A 16,908-nucleotide genomic window follows, 5' to 3' on the forward strand; every position below is an offset into this window, starting at 1 on the left:
AAATTCATTATTTTCGGGGAAATGTACCAAAATTGTCTTTCATTTGGATTATTTAGGTCGGTCAATTCTATTTAAATGCACTACTTTTGCCATCAGGAAAATTAATCACTTAACAAATAATCCCTGTATTATGAAAACAATTCTTAGCGCATTAGGACTTTCCCTATTGATCTTTACGAGTTGCGGTGGACAAAAAAAGGTTGAAGTAGACTTTATTCAGGACAACATCGACAACGCTGTGGCACAGAACACAATCCAGACGGACATTATTGAGAAGTCCGGTAAAATCTTGAATCCGAGAACAATCAACGAAGATGGGAGTATTTCTTACATACCTATGGAAGACTGGTGCTCAGGTTTCTTTCCCGGTAGTATATGGTTGACTTATAATCTGACGGGTGATAAGAAATGGTTGCCGCTGGCAGAGAAATACACAGAGGCTCTTGATTCAGTGAAATATTTGAAATGGCATCATGATGTAGGGTTCATGATCGGTTGCAGTTATTTGAACGGCTATCGCATGGCAGATAAGAAAGAGTATAAAGACGTCATTATAGAAGCTGCCAGATCATTGTCCACTCGTTTTCGTCCGAATGCAGGCGTTATCCAGTCATGGGATGCCGATAAAGGCTGGCAAGGAACACGGGGATGGAAATGTCCGGTGATTATTGATAATATGATGAATCTCGAACTCTTATTTGAAGCAACAGCCCTTTCCGGAGATTCTACTTTCTATAATATTGCAGTGAAACATGCTGATACAACAATGGCTCACCATTTCCGTCCGGACAACAGCTGCTACCATGTGGTAGATTACGATCCGGAGACAGGAGAAGTACGTAAGAGACAAACTGCACAGGGATATGCCGACGAATCGGCTTGGGCTCGCGGACAAGCTTGGGCTCTGTATGGATATACTATCTGCTATCGCTATACGAAAGATAAGAAGTATCTCGACCAGGTACAAAAGGTATATAACTTCATCTTTAATAATAAGAACTTGCCGGAAGACCTCGTGCCTTATTGGGATTATGATGCTCCGAATATTCCGAACGAACCTCGCGATGCTTCTGCAGCAGCTTGTACAGCCTCTGCCCTTTACGAACTGGATGGCTACCTGCCGGGCAACCACTACAAGGAAACTGCTGATAAGATAATGGAAAGTTTAGGCTCACCTGCTTATCGTGCAAAGGTCGGAACAAACGGCAACTTTATCCTGATGCACTCCGTTGGCAGTATTCCTCACGGTCAGGAAATTGACGTTCCTTTGAACTATGCTGACTATTACTTCCTGGAAGGACTGATGCGTAAAAGAGATTTGGAAAAGAAATAAGAAATAGACAATGAACGGTAAACAGTGAACGGTGAATGCTTGGCGGATTCTGACGGAAAATGTTTACCGTTTATCATTCGCTACTTATTGTTTATAACTCTCTATTGACCGTTTGTCATTTACCTGTTTTAATCATTTATCATAAACTATCATGAATAAACCTATTAACCTTCTTGTAGGAGGATTGACGCTGTTTGCCGCACAAGGTTGCAAGGCTCCGAAACAAGTGTCCCAACAAGCGGAGCATCCTAATATAATCTATGTATTTCCCGATCAATACCGTAACCAGGCGATGGGCTTCTGGAGCCAGAACGGATTCCGGGATAAAGTAAACTTTGAAGGAGACCCCGTGCATACTCCTAATCTGGATGCCTTTGCACGTGAATCTATGGTCTTGTCGTCTGCGCAGAGTAACTGTCCGTTGAGCAGCCCCCATCGTGGAATGTTACTGACCGGTATGTATCCGAACAAAAGTGGTGTACCATTGAATTGCAACTCTACACGTCCGATCAGTTCCTTGCGCGAGGATGCGGAATGTATCGGCGATGTATTCAGCAAAGCAGGCTATGACTGTGCTTATTTTGGCAAACTTCATGCTGACTTCCCAACTCCGAACGATCCCGAACATCCGGGACAGTATGTGGAGGAAAAACGTCCGGCATGGGATGCTTATACACCGAAAGAACGCCGGCACGGTTTTAACTACTGGTATTCTTACGGAACATTTGATGAACACAAGAATCCGCATTACTGGGATACGGATGGTAAGAGACATGATCCGAAGGAATGGTCACCTTTGCATGAATCAGGCAAAGTCATTTCTTATCTGAAAAATGACGGTAACGTGCGTGATACCAAGAAACCTTTCTTTATAATGGTGGGTATGAATCCTCCCCATAGCCCGTATCGTTCTTTGAATGACTGTGAAGAGCAGGATTTCAATCTTTATAAAGATCAGCCTCTGGATAGTCTGCTGATTCGCCCGAATGTCGATTTGAAGATGAAGAAAGCAGAGTCCGCACGTTATTATTTCGCTTCCGTAACCGGAGTAGACCGTGCTTTCGGACAGATTTTGACGACATTGAAAGAGCTGGGATTGGATAAGAATACAGTCGTAATTTTTGCTTCCGACCATGGCGAGACGATGTGTAGCCAGCGCACTGATGATCCGAAGAATTCCCCTTATTCTGAATCCATGAATATTCCGTTTCTGGTTCGTTTTCCCGGTAAGATTCAGCCGCGGGTAGATGATTTATTGCTCTCTGCTCCTGATATTATGCCTACGGTGCTTGGCTTATGCGGGCTGGGTGATTCTATTCCGGCAGAAGTGCAGGGACGTAATTTTGCTCCTCTTTTCTTCGATGAAAAGGCTGAAATTGTTCGCCCTACAGGTGCACTGTATATTCAGAATGTAGACGGTGATAAAGATGAAAATGGATTGGTGCAGACTTACTTCCCTTCTTCAAGAGGTATCAAGACAGCTCAATATACATTGGCTTTATATATTGACCGTGATACGAAGCAATTGAAGAAAAGCCTCTTATTCGATGATGTAAAAGATCCATATCAGCTGCATAACTTGCCTTTGGAAGAAAATAAGGAGATTGTGGCAAAACTTTGCGGTGAAATGGGAGCTATGTTGAAAGAGATTAACGATCCTTGGTATACGGAAAAGATTCTGTCGGATCGGATCCCTTATTAGCGATTTATGTATTCTTATATAATCATTTAGGCACGGATTACACGGATTTCACGGTCTTTAGTGTTCTCATTGTTGCAAGGCAACCGCGTTCATCCGTGTAATCCGTGCCTAAAAAACGAAAGCAATTCAGTAATGAAAAACAGTTGTTTTATAGTATTATTCCTTTTGGGAATTATTCCTTCAGCTTTCGCCCAACTCATCGGATTTGAAAAGGAAGTGCCCGAAACATTTAAAGTTTCCGGAAAGGGAGAAGTGAAAATCTCTTCTCTTTTTTACAAGGAGGGTGAAAGCTGTCTGGAATGGGACTTTCAGCCCGGTTCTACACTGGATGTTCAGATTGCTCCTTTATCGTTGAATACGAGAAACGAGAAGCAGTTCGGCATTACTTTGTGGATTTATAATGAGAAACCACAGCAGGATTCTATTCGTTTTGAGTTTCTGAATAAAGAGGGAGAAGTCTCTTATTGGTTCTCTTATCGTTTGCAGGCAGCAGGATGGCGGGCTTGCTGGATCTCTTTTGAGTATATGCAGGGCGACAAGAAAGATAAGAAGATCGTAGCCTATCGGCTGGTTGCCCCGCAACGGAAGGGACGTATCTTTCTTGACCGTCTCATTTTCCCGGAAAAGAAAATGAATCTTCGTACCACTCCCGACCAGCAGTTGCCTGCTAATAATGGGCTGTCTAATCGTGATTTGTGGCATTGGTGTCTGGTGTGGAAATGGGAACAACAGTCGTATGCTATTCCTCTGCCTTCTAAATTGACAAGCGAGCAAAAGAAGGAGCTGAAGACTATCGAACAACGTTTGACTGACTTTTTGGAAGTGAAAAAGGCTCCGCAAGGACCGATTAATGCTGCCTATAAAACGTTTGAGAAAGCGGCTATCAGTCCATCCATCGCCGGAACGGGATTTATAGGAACTCCTATTGTTGCTCCTGATGAACAGGACAAGAAGAAAGGGGAGATGTCATGGAATGATATTGAAACGATGCTTTCCGGTTTTGCCTATGATGCTTATTATAACCGGAACGAAACATCAAAGAAAAACTACTTTACTGTGTTCGACTATGCTATCGATCAGGGATTTGCCTATGGCAGCGGTATGGGTACCAATCATCATTATGGTTATCAGGTGCGTAAGATATATACGACTGCCTGGCTGATGCGTGATGCAATCTATAAACATCCTCATCGGGATGCTTATCTCTCCACATTGCGTTTTTGGGCGGCTCTGCAAGAAACCCGTCAGCCATGTTCTCCAACGCGTGACGAATTGTTGGATTCCTGGCATACGTTATTGATGGCGAAGTTTATTTCCGCTATGATGTTTCCCGATGCAAGGGAACAAGCGCAAGCTTTGAGCGGCTTGTCGCATTGGTTGTCTTCTTCTTTGCGTTATACTCCGGGAACGATCGGTGGTATAAAGGTAGACGGTACGACGTTCCATCATGGCGGTTTCTATCCGGGATATACTACTGGAGTACTTGCGACTGTAGGAGAATATATTGCATTTACCAATGGCACAAGTTTTGAGCTGACAGAAGATGCGCGCAAACACATGAAATCAGCCTTTATTGCTATGCGCAATTATTGTAATCTCTATGAATGGGGCATCGGAATCAGTGGCCGTCATCCTTTTGGAGGGAAGATGGGAAGCGATGATATCGAAGCATTTGCCAATATCGCTTTATCCGGCGATTTGTCCGGTCAGGGAAACGCGTTTGATCGTGGTCTGGCTGCCGACTATTTACGTCTGATACGCAATAGTGATACTCCGAATGCGCGTTTCTTCAAGAAGGAAGGTATTCAACCGGCACAGGCTCCACAGGGATTCTTCGTTTACAACTACGGTTCGGCGGGGATTTTCCGTCGTGCGGATTGGATGGTGACATTGAAAGGATATACCACTGATGTATGGGGGGCTGAAATTTATACGAAAGATAACCGTTACGGACGTTATCAGAGCTATGGTTCCGTGCAGATTATGGGGAAAGGAAGTCCCGTGTCACGTGCCGGAAGCGGCTTTGTGCAGGAGGGATGGGACTGGAATCGCTTGCCGGGTACAACGACCATTCATTTGCCTTTTGAGTTACTCGACAGTCCGCTGAAAGGAACAACTATGGCACACTCCAAAGAGAATTTTTCCGGAAGCAGTTCTTTGAATGGCCAAAATGGTATGTTTGCCATGAAGTTGTCAGAACGGGATTATGAGAACTTCACACCGGACTTTGTGGCCCGTAAATCTGTTTTCTGTTTTGATAACTGGATGGTTTGCCTGGGAACAGGTATCTCGAACTCTAATGCGGACTATCCTACGGAAACCACTCTTTTCCAGACAAAATACAATGGGAAGGAGCCCAAGGTGGGAGAGGATAACTATTGGCTTCATGATGGTTATGACAATTATTATCATGTAGTGGACGGAACCGTTCGTTCACAAGTGGCAGATCAGGAATCACGACATGAAAAGACACGTGAAGTAACCAAGGGGAAATTCTCTTCTGCCTGGATAGAACATGGTAAGGCTCCGAAAGACGGAACATACGAGTATATGGTGCTGATTCAGCCTTCGGCTTCCGAACTCGACGAGCTGCGTAAAACCTCTGTATACGAGGTGTTGCAACGCGATCAGACTGCTCACGTTGTTTATGATAAGAAGACAGGTATCACGGCGTATGCTGCTTTTGAAGCTTATCAGCCTGCCACTGATAAAGTGTTCGTCGCTATTCCTGCGGAAACAATGGTGATGTATGCAAAGGAATCTGATAAGGGGATCCGTTTAAGCGTCTGTGATCCGAATCTGAATATAGAAGAGAAGACGTATACAACGAAAGAACCCAGTCGTCCTATTGTTAAGGAGATACGGCTTAAAGGACATTGGAGATTGACAAGCCCGATGGAAAATGTCCGGTTGGAACAGCAGGGAGACCAGACCGTACTGACGGTAACTTGTCAGCATGGACAGCCGGTTGAAATGCTCATGGAAAATAAATGATGGTCTTTAGGCACGGATTACGCGGATTACACTGTTGCTTTATGCAATCATATCTCTGAAAACCGTGAAATCCGTGTTATCCGTGCCTAAAATATCAACACCCTGTATTATTTGTTTTTGACTACACTGATTCGCATTACTATATGTTGTGAGAAAAAGAAGAGACCGGTTCGTGGTGAGCCGGTCTCTTTATATCTACATTGTTGCGCGTTGAGCACTTTTTTGTCTTGTTACTTATTCAGTCTCCATTCGAAACCGTCTTTGGTATCTTTGATTTCAAATCCGAGTGCTGTCAGTGTGTTGCGGATCTCGTCGGAAGTAGCCCAGTCTTTGTTGGCTTTCGCTTTCATACGTTGTTCCAGTAGCATATCTACTACCTTGCCGTAAGCTGCTTCACGACCATCTGAAGAGCCTTTTTCTTCTTTCAATCCCATGATGTCGAAACTGAACAGATGGAATGTTTCTTTCAGGTCTTTCAGGTCTTCGGCGGAGATAGTGGCATTGCCGGCAATGATATTGTTAATGATGCGGGCGCCTTCGAAAAGCTGTGCGATGACAATCGGTGTATTCAAGTCGTCATTCATTGCTTCGTAGCATTTTGCACGTAGCTCTTTCACGTTGATTCCCTCTGAAGTTGCCGATGCGGGAGTTATCTTATCCAATGCGTCGATAGCTTCCATCAGACGTTGCAGGCCTTTTTCGGATGCTTGCAATGCCTCATTGCTGAAATCTACCGTACTGCGGTAATGAGCTTGCAGGATGAAGAAGCGGATCGTCATTGGTGTGTAGGCTTGTGCCAACAGCTTATGGGTACCGTTGAAGAATTCGTCCAGTGTGATGAAGTTGCCAAGTGATTTACCCATCTTTGTTCCATTGATGGTAATCATATTGTTGTGCATCCAGTAGTGAACCATGTCGTCCCCTTGCGAAGCTACCGATTGTGCGATTTCACATTCGTGGTGGGGGAAAATCAAGTCCATTCCTCCTCCGTGAATATCGAAGTGCTCACCCAGGTATTTGCGTCCCATAGCGGTACATTCGGCGTGCCATCCGGGGAAACCGTCGCTCCATGGAGACGGCCAGCGCATGATATGGTCCGGTTGTGCCTTTTTCCAAAGGGCGAAGTCGGCAGGATTGCGTTTTTCGCTTTGTCCGTCGAGGTCACGGGTGGTATTTAATACGTCGTCCAGATTACGTCCGGAAAGTTTTCCGTAGTGGTAATCCTTATTGTATTTGGCTACATCGAAGTAGACGGAGCCTTCGCTTTCATAGGCGTATCCGGCATCCAAAATCTTCTGTACCAGTTGGATTTGTTCAATGATATGTCCTGAAGCATGTGGCTCAATGCTTGGAGAAAGTACATTCAACGCTTCCATTGCTTTATGATAGCGGTTCAGGAAATATTGAACAACTTCCATTGGCTCCAACTCTTCCAGACGTGCTTTTTTGGCGATTTTGTCTTCTCCGTCATCGGCATCGTGTTCCAGATGACCTACGTCGGTAATATTTCGTACGTAGCGTACTTTATATCCTAGGTGGGTGAGATAGCGGAATAACACGTCGAAGGTTATAGCCGGGCGGGCGTGTCCTAAATGGGCATCTCCGTAAACAGTCGGTCCACACACATACATGCCTACATGAGGTGCATGAAGCGGTACAAACAACTCTTTCTTTCTATCTAAGGTGTTGTAAATGGTAAGTTGATGTTCCATAACATTTTATATTTGTTTTATTGGAATCGCAAAGTTAGTATAAAATCTGAATATGCGCCCTATCTTTAATCGGTTGATTTTAAGTGTTGGGTCGTTTTTGCTAGTAAGGTGATTTGTTTCCCGGTATGAAACTGACAGTTTCACACCGAGGAACCAAAGGTTTCTCACCGAGAAACTAAAACTCTGTCAGCATGTCAGTAAATGTTTGGCTATTGTTGATTATAAAACTTATTGATTGCTTCTGCTACACCGTCTTCTTCGTTACTTAGAGTGATGTAATCTGCTGCTTTCTTTACAGGTTCTTGAGCATTTCCCATGGCAATCCCCAATCCTGCAAACTTAATCATGGATAGGTCATTATAGCCATCACCTATGGCAATAACTTCTTCACGTGCTACTCCTATTTCTTTTAACAGGACAGCCAAAGAAAGAGCTTTGTCAATACCTTGCGGGACTAATTCGAGAAAATAGGGTTCTGAACGGAAAACATTAATGCGACCTTGCAGCCGGAGACAAAGTTCGGCTTCAAGTGGAATCAGTTTATCGGCATCTCCTACGATGAGGCATTTGGCTACGGGAAGCGTGATGTCTGTCAGGAAGTCGTTTGTCTCCCGAACTGCCATTTTATTGAGAAAGGCCTCTTTTAATACGTATGGATCTTGAGAGTTTTCGGTTATTATCTCTGCTCCGTCATAGGTTAATATACTTAGTTGATGGGTACGGGCACATTCGTAAAGCATTGGAACGACTTCATTAGGCAACACATTTTCATATACCATCTCCTGTGTTTCCCAATTAATGATTTCTCCTCCGTTATAGGACAGGATGAATCCACCGAATTCATTCATACGTAACTCATTAGCTAATGGCACAATGCCATAAGTAGGCCGTCCGGAAGCTAATACCAGTCGTATTCCTTGCTCTTGCATACGTATCAGAGTTTCCCTGTTGCGGGGAGTGATTTCCTTTTTAGAGTTGGTGAGTGTGCCGTCAAGATCAAGCACGATAAGTTTGTATTTCATGTAGGGTTGTTTTGGATGCAAAGATAAATTAAAAAAGTTTTTCTGCAAGGTGGTGGGGGAAAAGATGTGGTTTTAGCTGAAATTGCACTGTGATAGTGCAATTTGTTTTGTTATTTGCACTATTATAGTGCAAATAATCGTATCTAAGCCAGCCATCGTTTGTTCGACTTAGCAGATGCTTTTGTAAAGATGGGAGGCAAGTACTTGTTTATTGATGAAATTTATAAATATAAAGATTGGTCGAAAGAGCTTAATTTGATTTACGATTATCATTCAAAGTTGGATATTGTTTTTACAGGTTCATCTGTATTGGATATTAATAAAGGAGCTTCAGATTCGAGTCCTCGCGCTGTTATGTATCAGATGCAGGGATTTTCTTTTTGAACCAGACCCGTATTTTTCGGATGTAGTAGCTTCTCCTGTTTCTGATTTCTTGATTGATGATATAACATTTAGATAAATAAAAGCCGCATAACGAAAGTTATGCGGCTTTTATTATTAAACTGGTAAAATAGTTTTATTCAATTGTTGCTCCATAACCGGCTACGTCGCTAGCTAATGTAAATATACCATTTACATAATCATATTGAGTAATAGGAGCTGTTGCGTGCTTGGTTATGTTATTACTGCTTGCTGGTTCTTTAACTTGAGAACCTGTATGATAATAATTCCAATTTTTGGTTAAGCCATATACGATATTGTCGGTTACATCTATTTGAGGCGTGCAACTTTCTAAGAAAGAATAATAGTAGGAGCCGAATTCTGCTTCCGGACTTACGTCAAAGATATTCTTGCTTATAGTCAATGATGTTCCTTTTTGGTATCTGAAGAATATATTGCTACCTACCATGTTGACAAAAGTATTATTTATAATTTCGGCAGAAAGTACACCATCTGATAAAGGTATATTACCAGTAGCCCAGTTTAATATTTGTACGCCTTCTTGAGGTGTCTGACTATACACAATATTGTTCTTGAAGTTGAAAGTTTTATAATCTCCTAAATTGAAGCCTTTATATATATTTATCAAGGCAATTTTTATAGCATTAACTTCAATACGAGTGTCTTGAACAGAGATGTTATTTATACCAAAATATCCCTTTTGTGCTGCATCGTAATAAATTGGTTTCAAGACATTCGCAATCAGGCAGTTGTCAAAGCATATGTCAGTGAAGTCTCCACTGCTGGCAACACCTGCATTGTTTATGAAGTAACCAGTATTGCTAGCGACTCCATCGAGATCACTTAAATCTATTTTTATATTTTTTAAAAGTAGCTTTCCTTTGCATGATTTCCAGCAATTAGCAGGACGAAGTGTTACTTGCTCGTCATCATATTGACCGATAATAATAACATCATTACTGATTGATTTTACTCCGGCTGTGGTAAAATTGTGTGCTGTACCTGTGAGGAACAGTATAACGGGTTTACTCATTGTGGCACTAAAGTAAGTATCAAGTGCTACATCGGCATCTGTTGCATCCAATATTTGTATGTCAGCATCTGAATAAATTTGGTTGTTGATGGTGATGCCGCCGATAGTAATGTCTTTTCCATTATCAAAATCAGCCTTATAATCCGTACGATTCTTGATACTAACCTGAATCTTTGCAATCATAGCATACTTTCCGCTTGTTGCCAATACCGCAATATCAGTACTGTTATCAGCTGTTGCACGAGTCATCATCTTTGCGCTTGATGCAGGGGCAGTAACAACCAATACATTTTCTTTTCCAGCTTCCTTAGAGAATTTAGCACTCCATCCTTCGGGAGCAGTAATCATTGTATTTTCTACTCCTCTCACGGTCATGGTAAACTCTTTCACTTCACCTGCCGAAAACTCCTGTACTTGTTTTAAATCTTCGGCTGCAAAACTACATTCGAAATCGCTAACGATAGGGATGCGTATGGTTGGAGCATCCTCACCTGCAAGTACTAAGACCAGTTCGTTGTTTTCTACTGTTACACTCTTGAAGTTTTTGTCTTCTGTCGGAGCAGAACCGTCACCGGTTGCACTGACTTTGTCAGTAGTTCCTTCTTTGTATATATAACTATAATTCTTTCCTCCGTCATAGCTAACCTGCCAGTAACCTTCACTATCTACATTGAATGTAGGAGTCTTGCCACTCTCTCCATTAGCTTTCACAGGTTGTCCGTTTACAGTCAGACGTTCCGGAGTTTCATTTTTGTTATAAAGAACAGTCCAGTAGCCTTCTGAATCAATACCGATAATAGGGCATAACAGGTTATTATCGTTTTTCATATATAGATTTACTGTCTTTCCATTGCTCAAAGTGAGTGTGTAAGAATCAGACTTTTCCTCTATATTAGTAATAAATGTTCCTTCATTATAAAGTTCGCGAAGAGCTTCAGTATTACTATTTATATCACGTACTTGTGTTTCGAGTGCGGTAACGCGCTTTTTCAGTGCGTCTACATCATCTTCCAAATCGTCAATGTTGGTACATGCTACCAGGCATACAGCCAATAACATGAACATACTCCATACTTTTTTCATGATTATATTGTTTTAAAGTTATTATTTTAAAGAGGATAGCCAAGAAGGAACATATCCCAAACGTTTACGTAATTGAGCCTCATAGAGTGAATATGGTTCCACAGCAGTTCCGTTGCTTTCGAGTCGTTTCATTTGAGTATCATCAAAATCTAAAGGACTTCCGTGGAAACCGACAATGATAGGAGGCATAAATTTCCACCAAAAGCCGTTACCATCCCACCAGGTAAATTTACCTTCTGTATCGATGTCCTGGTCTGTTTGTGCATTTGTTGCGTAGAAATTCCATATTGTCAGATTCTCCATATGATTAGGCATTTGGGCAGAGTCTCCTCCTTGTCTCCAATGCATGAAACCACCGGAACAGCAGTCGATTAGTGTTGCACGTGGCTGTGTGGCATGTGATTCAAAGCATGAATCATCTCCCCATCTAACATTCCATATTACAGCACCCATACTTTGCTTTGAAACACCGCAAGCGTGATATTGTCCAACGTTCGTTTTATATTCCATCAATGTGCTTTCACCTTCTCCTTTTCTAAGTGTGTAGCCATTGCTGTTTTCAGTTACTTTTCCAATAAAGATACGGGAAGAAGCCTGTGAACGGATAGAGGCGTGTCCACGATTACCGCCGATAGTGATGTCATAAGCAGAACAGTTGGCAGAACTGGTGATTGACATGGCTTCACTAACACTCTCAAAATTAACCCGGCGCATCCACGAATTGGTCAGACGCACAAAATCGATGAGCTTAAAACCACCATCGTCAATGTCAGAGCCGTGGTGAATGAACTTCTCTTTGGCGTGTCCTTTGAAGGTCAGGTCTTCTACACCCACATTGGCATAGTTTGCGAACTTATGTACTTTCCATCCCCAATCTTTATTGATAGCGTGCATGATCGGCTCTTTGAAGGTAACATTGTTACCGCTGATTTTCTCAATCTGATGATATTCGTATATCTGAATCCCTTTTGTCTTGATATTGGGAGTACCACCTTGCTGTATCTTAATATCTTCCCATTTGTGTGGATATAATTCGGAGTTAATTACATTGTCATCCGTATTTTCCAACACAAGGCATACCCAGCTGCCTCCGCTTACTCCTGTTAAACTAGCCGTTATGGTTTTGCTGCCTATCGGAGCGTCTTCGGTGATGGTACCGACAGATTCTCCTAATCCTGTATTGTGTTTGAACTCCATCATGACAGGAGCATTCCACATCTCTTCGGTTGGCTTGGGAGAATTATTGGCAGCGGTCATTTCGAGTGTCGTTTTGTTTTTTCCGGCTCCTTTTAAAACAATATCACTCATTGATATACGAATCCTGCGATCTTTAGAATCCTCATCTTGCAGAATATAGTTTCCTTCGGGGAAGTAGATAATAGCTTTAGCATTTTCCTTGATATATCGGTCGGTCATATTGTTGTCTTCTTGCTTTGTTTGACTCGCTATTTCTGCCAAGACCTTCATGAAAGCTGCTCTGTCAGATTTACCGTCGTTGGGGATAGCTCCATATTTGGGATCTGTAACATCGTATACTTTATATCCTTGCGCTGTTAGCGTTTCTATTTCGGGAGGAGCCATTTCACCGTACTTATATCCGGCGTATGAAAAGTCTAATAACACATTCTGTTGGTCAGCGTTAACAAACTGCTGCCAGGCTTCTGCTCCGGCTTCGCTGGAAAGTTGTTTAACTTCAATAGATACAATACGGATATAATTCTTTGATGAAGTCAGTACAATTTTAATAGTTTCTTCCACATCCTTTGTCGCAGTTGCTTGTGGTGTGATAGTTAACAAGTTCTCGGACAAAAGAACATTCCATCCTTTAGGAGCTTGTACTACGGCTTGTTGTACGTCATTCTGTTCTACTTTATATTCCTTATGATTCTCATTGGGGGCGAAAACCTGCACGGCTTGTTCGCTGTCGGCATCATTGAGACCATAAATTATCAGTCCAAAGGTGTCATCTACCGGAAAGGTATATGTTTTTCCTCCATCGGATAATGTGAATGAGAAAGTGTGGTTTGCTTCATTATATTCTACCTTACTGAATATACTGGTTCCTCCCTGACTTCCACCTTCGGCCTTAGTTCCTAAGCTTGTATACGTTTGTCCATTATCGTAGCTCACTTGCCAATATCCACTGGAGGATACGCTGATTAATGGAGTTGCCACCACATTGCCTTCTTCATCACGGGGCCATGCCGATACTTTCTCTCCATCGGCTCCCGGCAGATATTTGAAATCGGTATCACTACTTGTTTTATATATCCAGTAGCCTTCTTCATCTACGGAAAATTCAGGGACAGATGCCTGTACCGCTTCACTTTCCATGACTTTAATGCTTGTTCCGTCACTAAGTTCCAGCAAATATCCCAGACCATCTTTAGTCGGAGTAATTCCGATAATGACTTTGTTTTTTTGCATAAGGGCTTGCAGACTGGCAAATGAAGTATTCAGTCCTTCCGTTGCTTTTTCCAAAGCAGCGACACGGTCTTTCAGAGAATTGATGTCTGCTTCCAGGTCATCTGTTTTCTGGCACGATTGCATGATTGCCAACATGCTGCAAATACCAAATAGTAATAGGTAGGTAATGCTCCTGTTTTTCATACGTTTATTATTTCGGGTTATTTATAATTTTCACAATGGCAAAGATAACCGGATAAAATAAGAATATATGGATAAAAAAATTCAGGAATACGATGAAATAATACATTTTACACGCCTCTGTGATAGATTGTGACTTATGTATTATTAGAGCAGGTCTACCCATTGCTCGTTACTTAACATAGGTAATGGCTCACTATCGGCAACAAATGTTTCCGCCAGTTTCCGTTTCTCATCTTGTAGGTGAAGAATCTTTTCTTCGATACTGTTTTGGGTAATGAAGCGGTAAGCAATCACTTGCTTGTCCTGCCCGATACGATGGGCGCGGGCGATCGCCTGCGATTCGGCGGCAGGATTCCACCAGGGATCTATGATAAATACATAGTCGGCTTGAGTCAGATTAAGTCCCACGCCTCCTGCCTTTAGTGAAATCAGGAATGCCTGGACATCTTTTTGATCGGTGAAATGGGCGATTTCGGAAGGGCGGTTGTTGGTCGTTCCTGTTAATAAGGCATATTTCCAACCCCGTTCGTGGAAAGCTTCGGCGAGCACCTCCAGATGCCTGACGAATGAGGAGAAAATTAAAACTTTGTGGCCTTCGCTCTGTAGCGTATCGAATGTTTCGATTATCTGTGCCGTTTTTCCGGATGTTCCGGTATAGTCGGGAAGGATAAGTTGCGGGTGGCAGGATAGTTGTCGTAAACGTAAGATGCCATTTAATACACTAAACGAATGAAGCCTGTCGGTACTTTGAGGATGCTGAAGAAGGATGTTACGCAGGCTGTTTTTCTCCTGTTCGTAACAAGTATTCTGTTCTTCAGTCATGTCGCAGTAGATGGTCTCTTCGGTAAGTGCCGGAAGTTCCGGAGCTACCTCTTTCTTGCTTCTACGGAGGATAAATGGGGCTGTCAGTTGTTGCAATAATACTTTTGCGCGGGCATTCCCCTGACGAATCGGCATTATAAACTGCTTTTGGAAAGCACTTTCCGTGCCCAGTAAGTCTGGTTGTATAAAGTGAAATTGAGCCCACAGGTCCTTTAATGAGTTTTCGATGGGAGTACCTGTAAGCACAAGCCGGTGTTTACTTTGTAGTCGAATGGCTGACCGGAAGGTGAGCGATTCACTATTTTTGATATTCTGACTTTCATCGAGCACGATGTATTCGAAACGGTATGAACAGAGTATATCAATGTTATTCCTCATCATGCCATACGTCGTAAAGATCAAGTGAAAATGACCGAAGAATTTTTCCGGTCGTTCCTTGTCTATAGCCACGGTGTTGTTGTATTCCGTCATCGAGAGCGCTGTAAAGCGTTTGGCTTCCCGTCGCCAGTTATGAAGTAGCGATGTGGGGACAACGATCAGGGTAGCCGGTTGCTTGGGAGTAGATGGCTTATATATATACTGTAATAGAGTGAGAGTTTGAAGTGTCTTCCCAAGTCCCATGTCATCTGCCAGGCATCCGCCAAATCCTTGTTTGTGCAAGTGTACCATCCATGAGAATCCTTTATGCTGATAGGGACGTAACGTTGCTTTGAGTTTTCTGGGTACGGCAACATTTTGTATCTGTTGCTTCACCGGAAATTTCTTTAATTCCTCTTCACTTAAGGCAGTTTGTGCAGCACCTGCAAATGTATGTTTCAAGCGGATTCCTTTTTCCGTTTGAATTCCTATCTCTAATAAATTCGCATATTTGCTGAACCATTCCTCTGGCAGGAGAATCATGCGGCCATCGGGTAGCAGATACTCTCTCTTTTCTTCCAGGATATGTTTGCGGAAACGTGAAAAAGGAATACGCAGATTACCGATAACAACGGTGATGCGCAATTCAAACCAGTCGACCTCATCGTCGCAACTTTGCTCGATGCGTATCTCGTCCAGGCAATAAGGTGTGTTTCCCATATTGCAGGTGAGATGGAAGGACTGCTGCAACATCTCCCGATGGCTGTTGATCCATTCGACAATCGTTTTTTCCGGAGCTTCGGGGGATAGGCTGAAATGTGTATCATTGAGTTGTTGCAGGCCTGCATCCGTTAAGAGCTGAACGGCTTGTTTTTCAGCAGTAATGTTCCGGCGAAAAAGAAGATCCCACCGGATGTTTTCCGATAGACGATTTTCTTCATTTCAAGGGCGCTATCCGGTGTAAATGTCTGATCTCCATAACGGAAACCAAGCTGCAATGCTTGTCCGTTGTACGTCGTGTCTTCGAATGAGAGAATTGCTTCACAAGTACATTTTTCTTCCATCATACTCAAACCGTGAGCCTCGATTTCGTGATAGCGTGCAATCGGGATGACAATGTTATCTATGTATTTTTCAATTTGGGAAGCGTCTACGCTGATCGATCTTTTCTTTGTGAAAGGTAAGATACGTGCACTTTCAATGTGCGGAAAGAAGTATAGCTCCATTCCCAATAATAGCGTCGTCGGCGAGGAAGTCAGTACAACCACAGGTTTCAACTCACTCAAAGAGAATGGCTGCCCTTCATAATAGCACTGCAACTGATAACGGAACGTTTTATTGTCAACATGAAACGTTACGCGAATTTCTGCATTATGAGGATTTATGTGATAGGCATGATGGGCGTATAGTATTTTACTGCCGGCTTGTTTCTGATAAAAAGGCAGTCCATTGTCCCGTATTAGTGCCAGCATCTCCAACAGTTTCTTTTCGATAGGCGGACGGATATCATTTTTAATTCGTTCCGGATCTTCGGATAACTTATGTAGAAAACGCGATACTGTTTTTTCGCGGGAGTAAACACTCATTAGATGCTTCTCTGTATAATAAGAGGCGATATGAATAGCTTGTCTTTCTGCCTCACTCATCTTGCTCATAGCTTCGGGAGAGGCATGAAATGCTTGTTCCACCAATTGCAAGGTTCCATCGTCCAGCCTTTCCGCAATATAGGGAATCAGCAATATGCCGAGTATCGGATGCTCTGTGAAAACGATTATAACTTGTCCGTTAGTTGGTCTCTCTTTCATTCTCTTTTAGGCTTTAACAGACAAAGATACGGG

The 16,908-nt window shown here is 42.7% G+C and carries 7 protein-coding genes and 2 pseudogenes; 4 read left to right on the top strand and 5 right to left on the bottom strand.

Annotated features, from left to right (window positions below):
* Positions 1-130 precede the first annotated feature (130 nt).
* The 3 genes from NXV01_RS05730 (at position 131) to NXV01_RS05740 (ending at position 6,029) form a co-directional block, all read left to right on the top strand.
* Positions 131-1,333 carry a glycoside hydrolase family 88 protein gene (locus NXV01_RS05730; protein WP_259021895.1) on the top strand — a complete coding sequence of 401 codons (1,203 nt, stop codon included), beginning with the start codon at positions 131-133 and terminating at the stop codon, positions 1,331-1,333.
* A gap of 151 nt (positions 1,334-1,484) precedes the next feature.
* Complete coding sequence (locus NXV01_RS05735; protein WP_217723362.1) at positions 1,485-3,035, top strand: sulfatase; 1,551 nt, start codon at positions 1,485-1,487, stop codon at positions 3,033-3,035.
* A gap of 132 nt (positions 3,036-3,167) precedes the next feature.
* The gene (locus NXV01_RS05740; protein ID WP_259021896.1) at positions 3,168-6,029 is read left to right on the top strand and encodes a chondroitinase family polysaccharide lyase; all 2,862 of its coding nucleotides are present in this window, start codon (positions 3,168-3,170) and stop codon (positions 6,027-6,029) included.
* A gap of 230 nt (positions 6,030-6,259) precedes the next feature.
* Here the strand turns inward: NXV01_RS05740 and cysS are convergent, their stop codons facing one another.
* Positions 6,260-7,741, bottom strand: coding sequence for a cysteine--tRNA ligase (gene cysS / locus NXV01_RS05745; protein ID WP_259021897.1), 1,482 nt, complete (start codon positions 7,739-7,741; stop codon positions 6,260-6,262).
* Positions 7,742-7,950: 209 nt separating this feature from the next.
* On the bottom strand, positions 7,951-8,763 hold the full coding sequence (locus NXV01_RS05750) for a Cof-type HAD-IIB family hydrolase (RefSeq protein WP_259021899.1): 813 nt from the start codon (positions 8,761-8,763) through the stop codon (positions 7,951-7,953).
* Between the two features lie 147 nt (positions 8,764-8,910).
* On the opposite strand from NXV01_RS05750, the pseudogene NXV01_RS05755 reads away from it, so the two are divergent.
* Positions 8,911-9,144 (top strand): annotated as a pseudogene (locus NXV01_RS05755) (ATP-binding protein); the annotation flags it as partial.
* Positions 9,145-9,280: 136 nt separating this feature from the next.
* Here NXV01_RS05755 and NXV01_RS05760 read toward each other — a convergent pair.
* The 3 genes and pseudogenes from NXV01_RS05760 to NXV01_RS05770 form a co-directional block, all read right to left on the bottom strand.
* Positions 9,281-11,281 carry a DUF4988 domain-containing protein gene (locus tag NXV01_RS05760; RefSeq protein ID WP_259021900.1) on the bottom strand — a complete coding sequence of 667 codons (2,001 nt, stop codon included), beginning with the start codon at positions 11,279-11,281 and terminating at the stop codon, positions 9,281-9,283.
* Between the two features lie 21 nt (positions 11,282-11,302).
* On the bottom strand, positions 11,303-13,891 hold the full coding sequence (locus tag NXV01_RS05765; RefSeq protein ID WP_259021901.1) for a DUF4955 domain-containing protein: 2,589 nt from the start codon (positions 13,889-13,891) through the stop codon (positions 11,303-11,305).
* A 144-nt stretch (positions 13,892-14,035) separates the two neighbouring features.
* Positions 14,036-16,875, bottom strand: a pseudogene (locus NXV01_RS05770) (DEAD/DEAH box helicase).
* Between the last annotated feature and the right edge of the window lie 33 nt (positions 16,876-16,908).

Source organism: Bacteroides sp. BFG-606 (assembly GCF_024788145.1).
In the GTDB taxonomy this organism is placed as follows: Bacteria; Bacteroidota; Bacteroidia; order Bacteroidales; family Bacteroidaceae; genus Bacteroides; species Bacteroides vicugnae.

Coding starts and splice junctions, on each gene's coding strand:
- NXV01_RS05730 (WP_259021895.1), top strand. CDS start 131: ATGAAAACAATTCTTAGCGCATTAGGACTTTCCCTATTGATCTTTACG.
- NXV01_RS05735 (WP_217723362.1), top strand. CDS start 1,485: ATGAATAAACCTATTAACCTTCTTGTAGGAGGATTGACGCTGTTTGCC.
- NXV01_RS05740 (WP_259021896.1), top strand. CDS start 3,168: ATGAAAAACAGTTGTTTTATAGTATTATTCCTTTTGGGAATTATTCCT.
- cysS (WP_259021897.1), bottom strand. CDS start 7,741: ATGGAACATCAACTTACCATTTACAACACCTTAGATAGAAAGAAAGAG.
- NXV01_RS05750 (WP_259021899.1), bottom strand. CDS start 8,763: ATGAAATACAAACTTATCGTGCTTGATCTTGACGGCACACTCACCAAC.
- NXV01_RS05760 (WP_259021900.1), bottom strand. CDS start 11,281: ATGAAAAAAGTATGGAGTATGTTCATGTTATTGGCTGTATGCCTGGTA.
- NXV01_RS05765 (WP_259021901.1), bottom strand. CDS start 13,891: ATGAAAAACAGGAGCATTACCTACCTATTACTATTTGGTATTTGCAGC.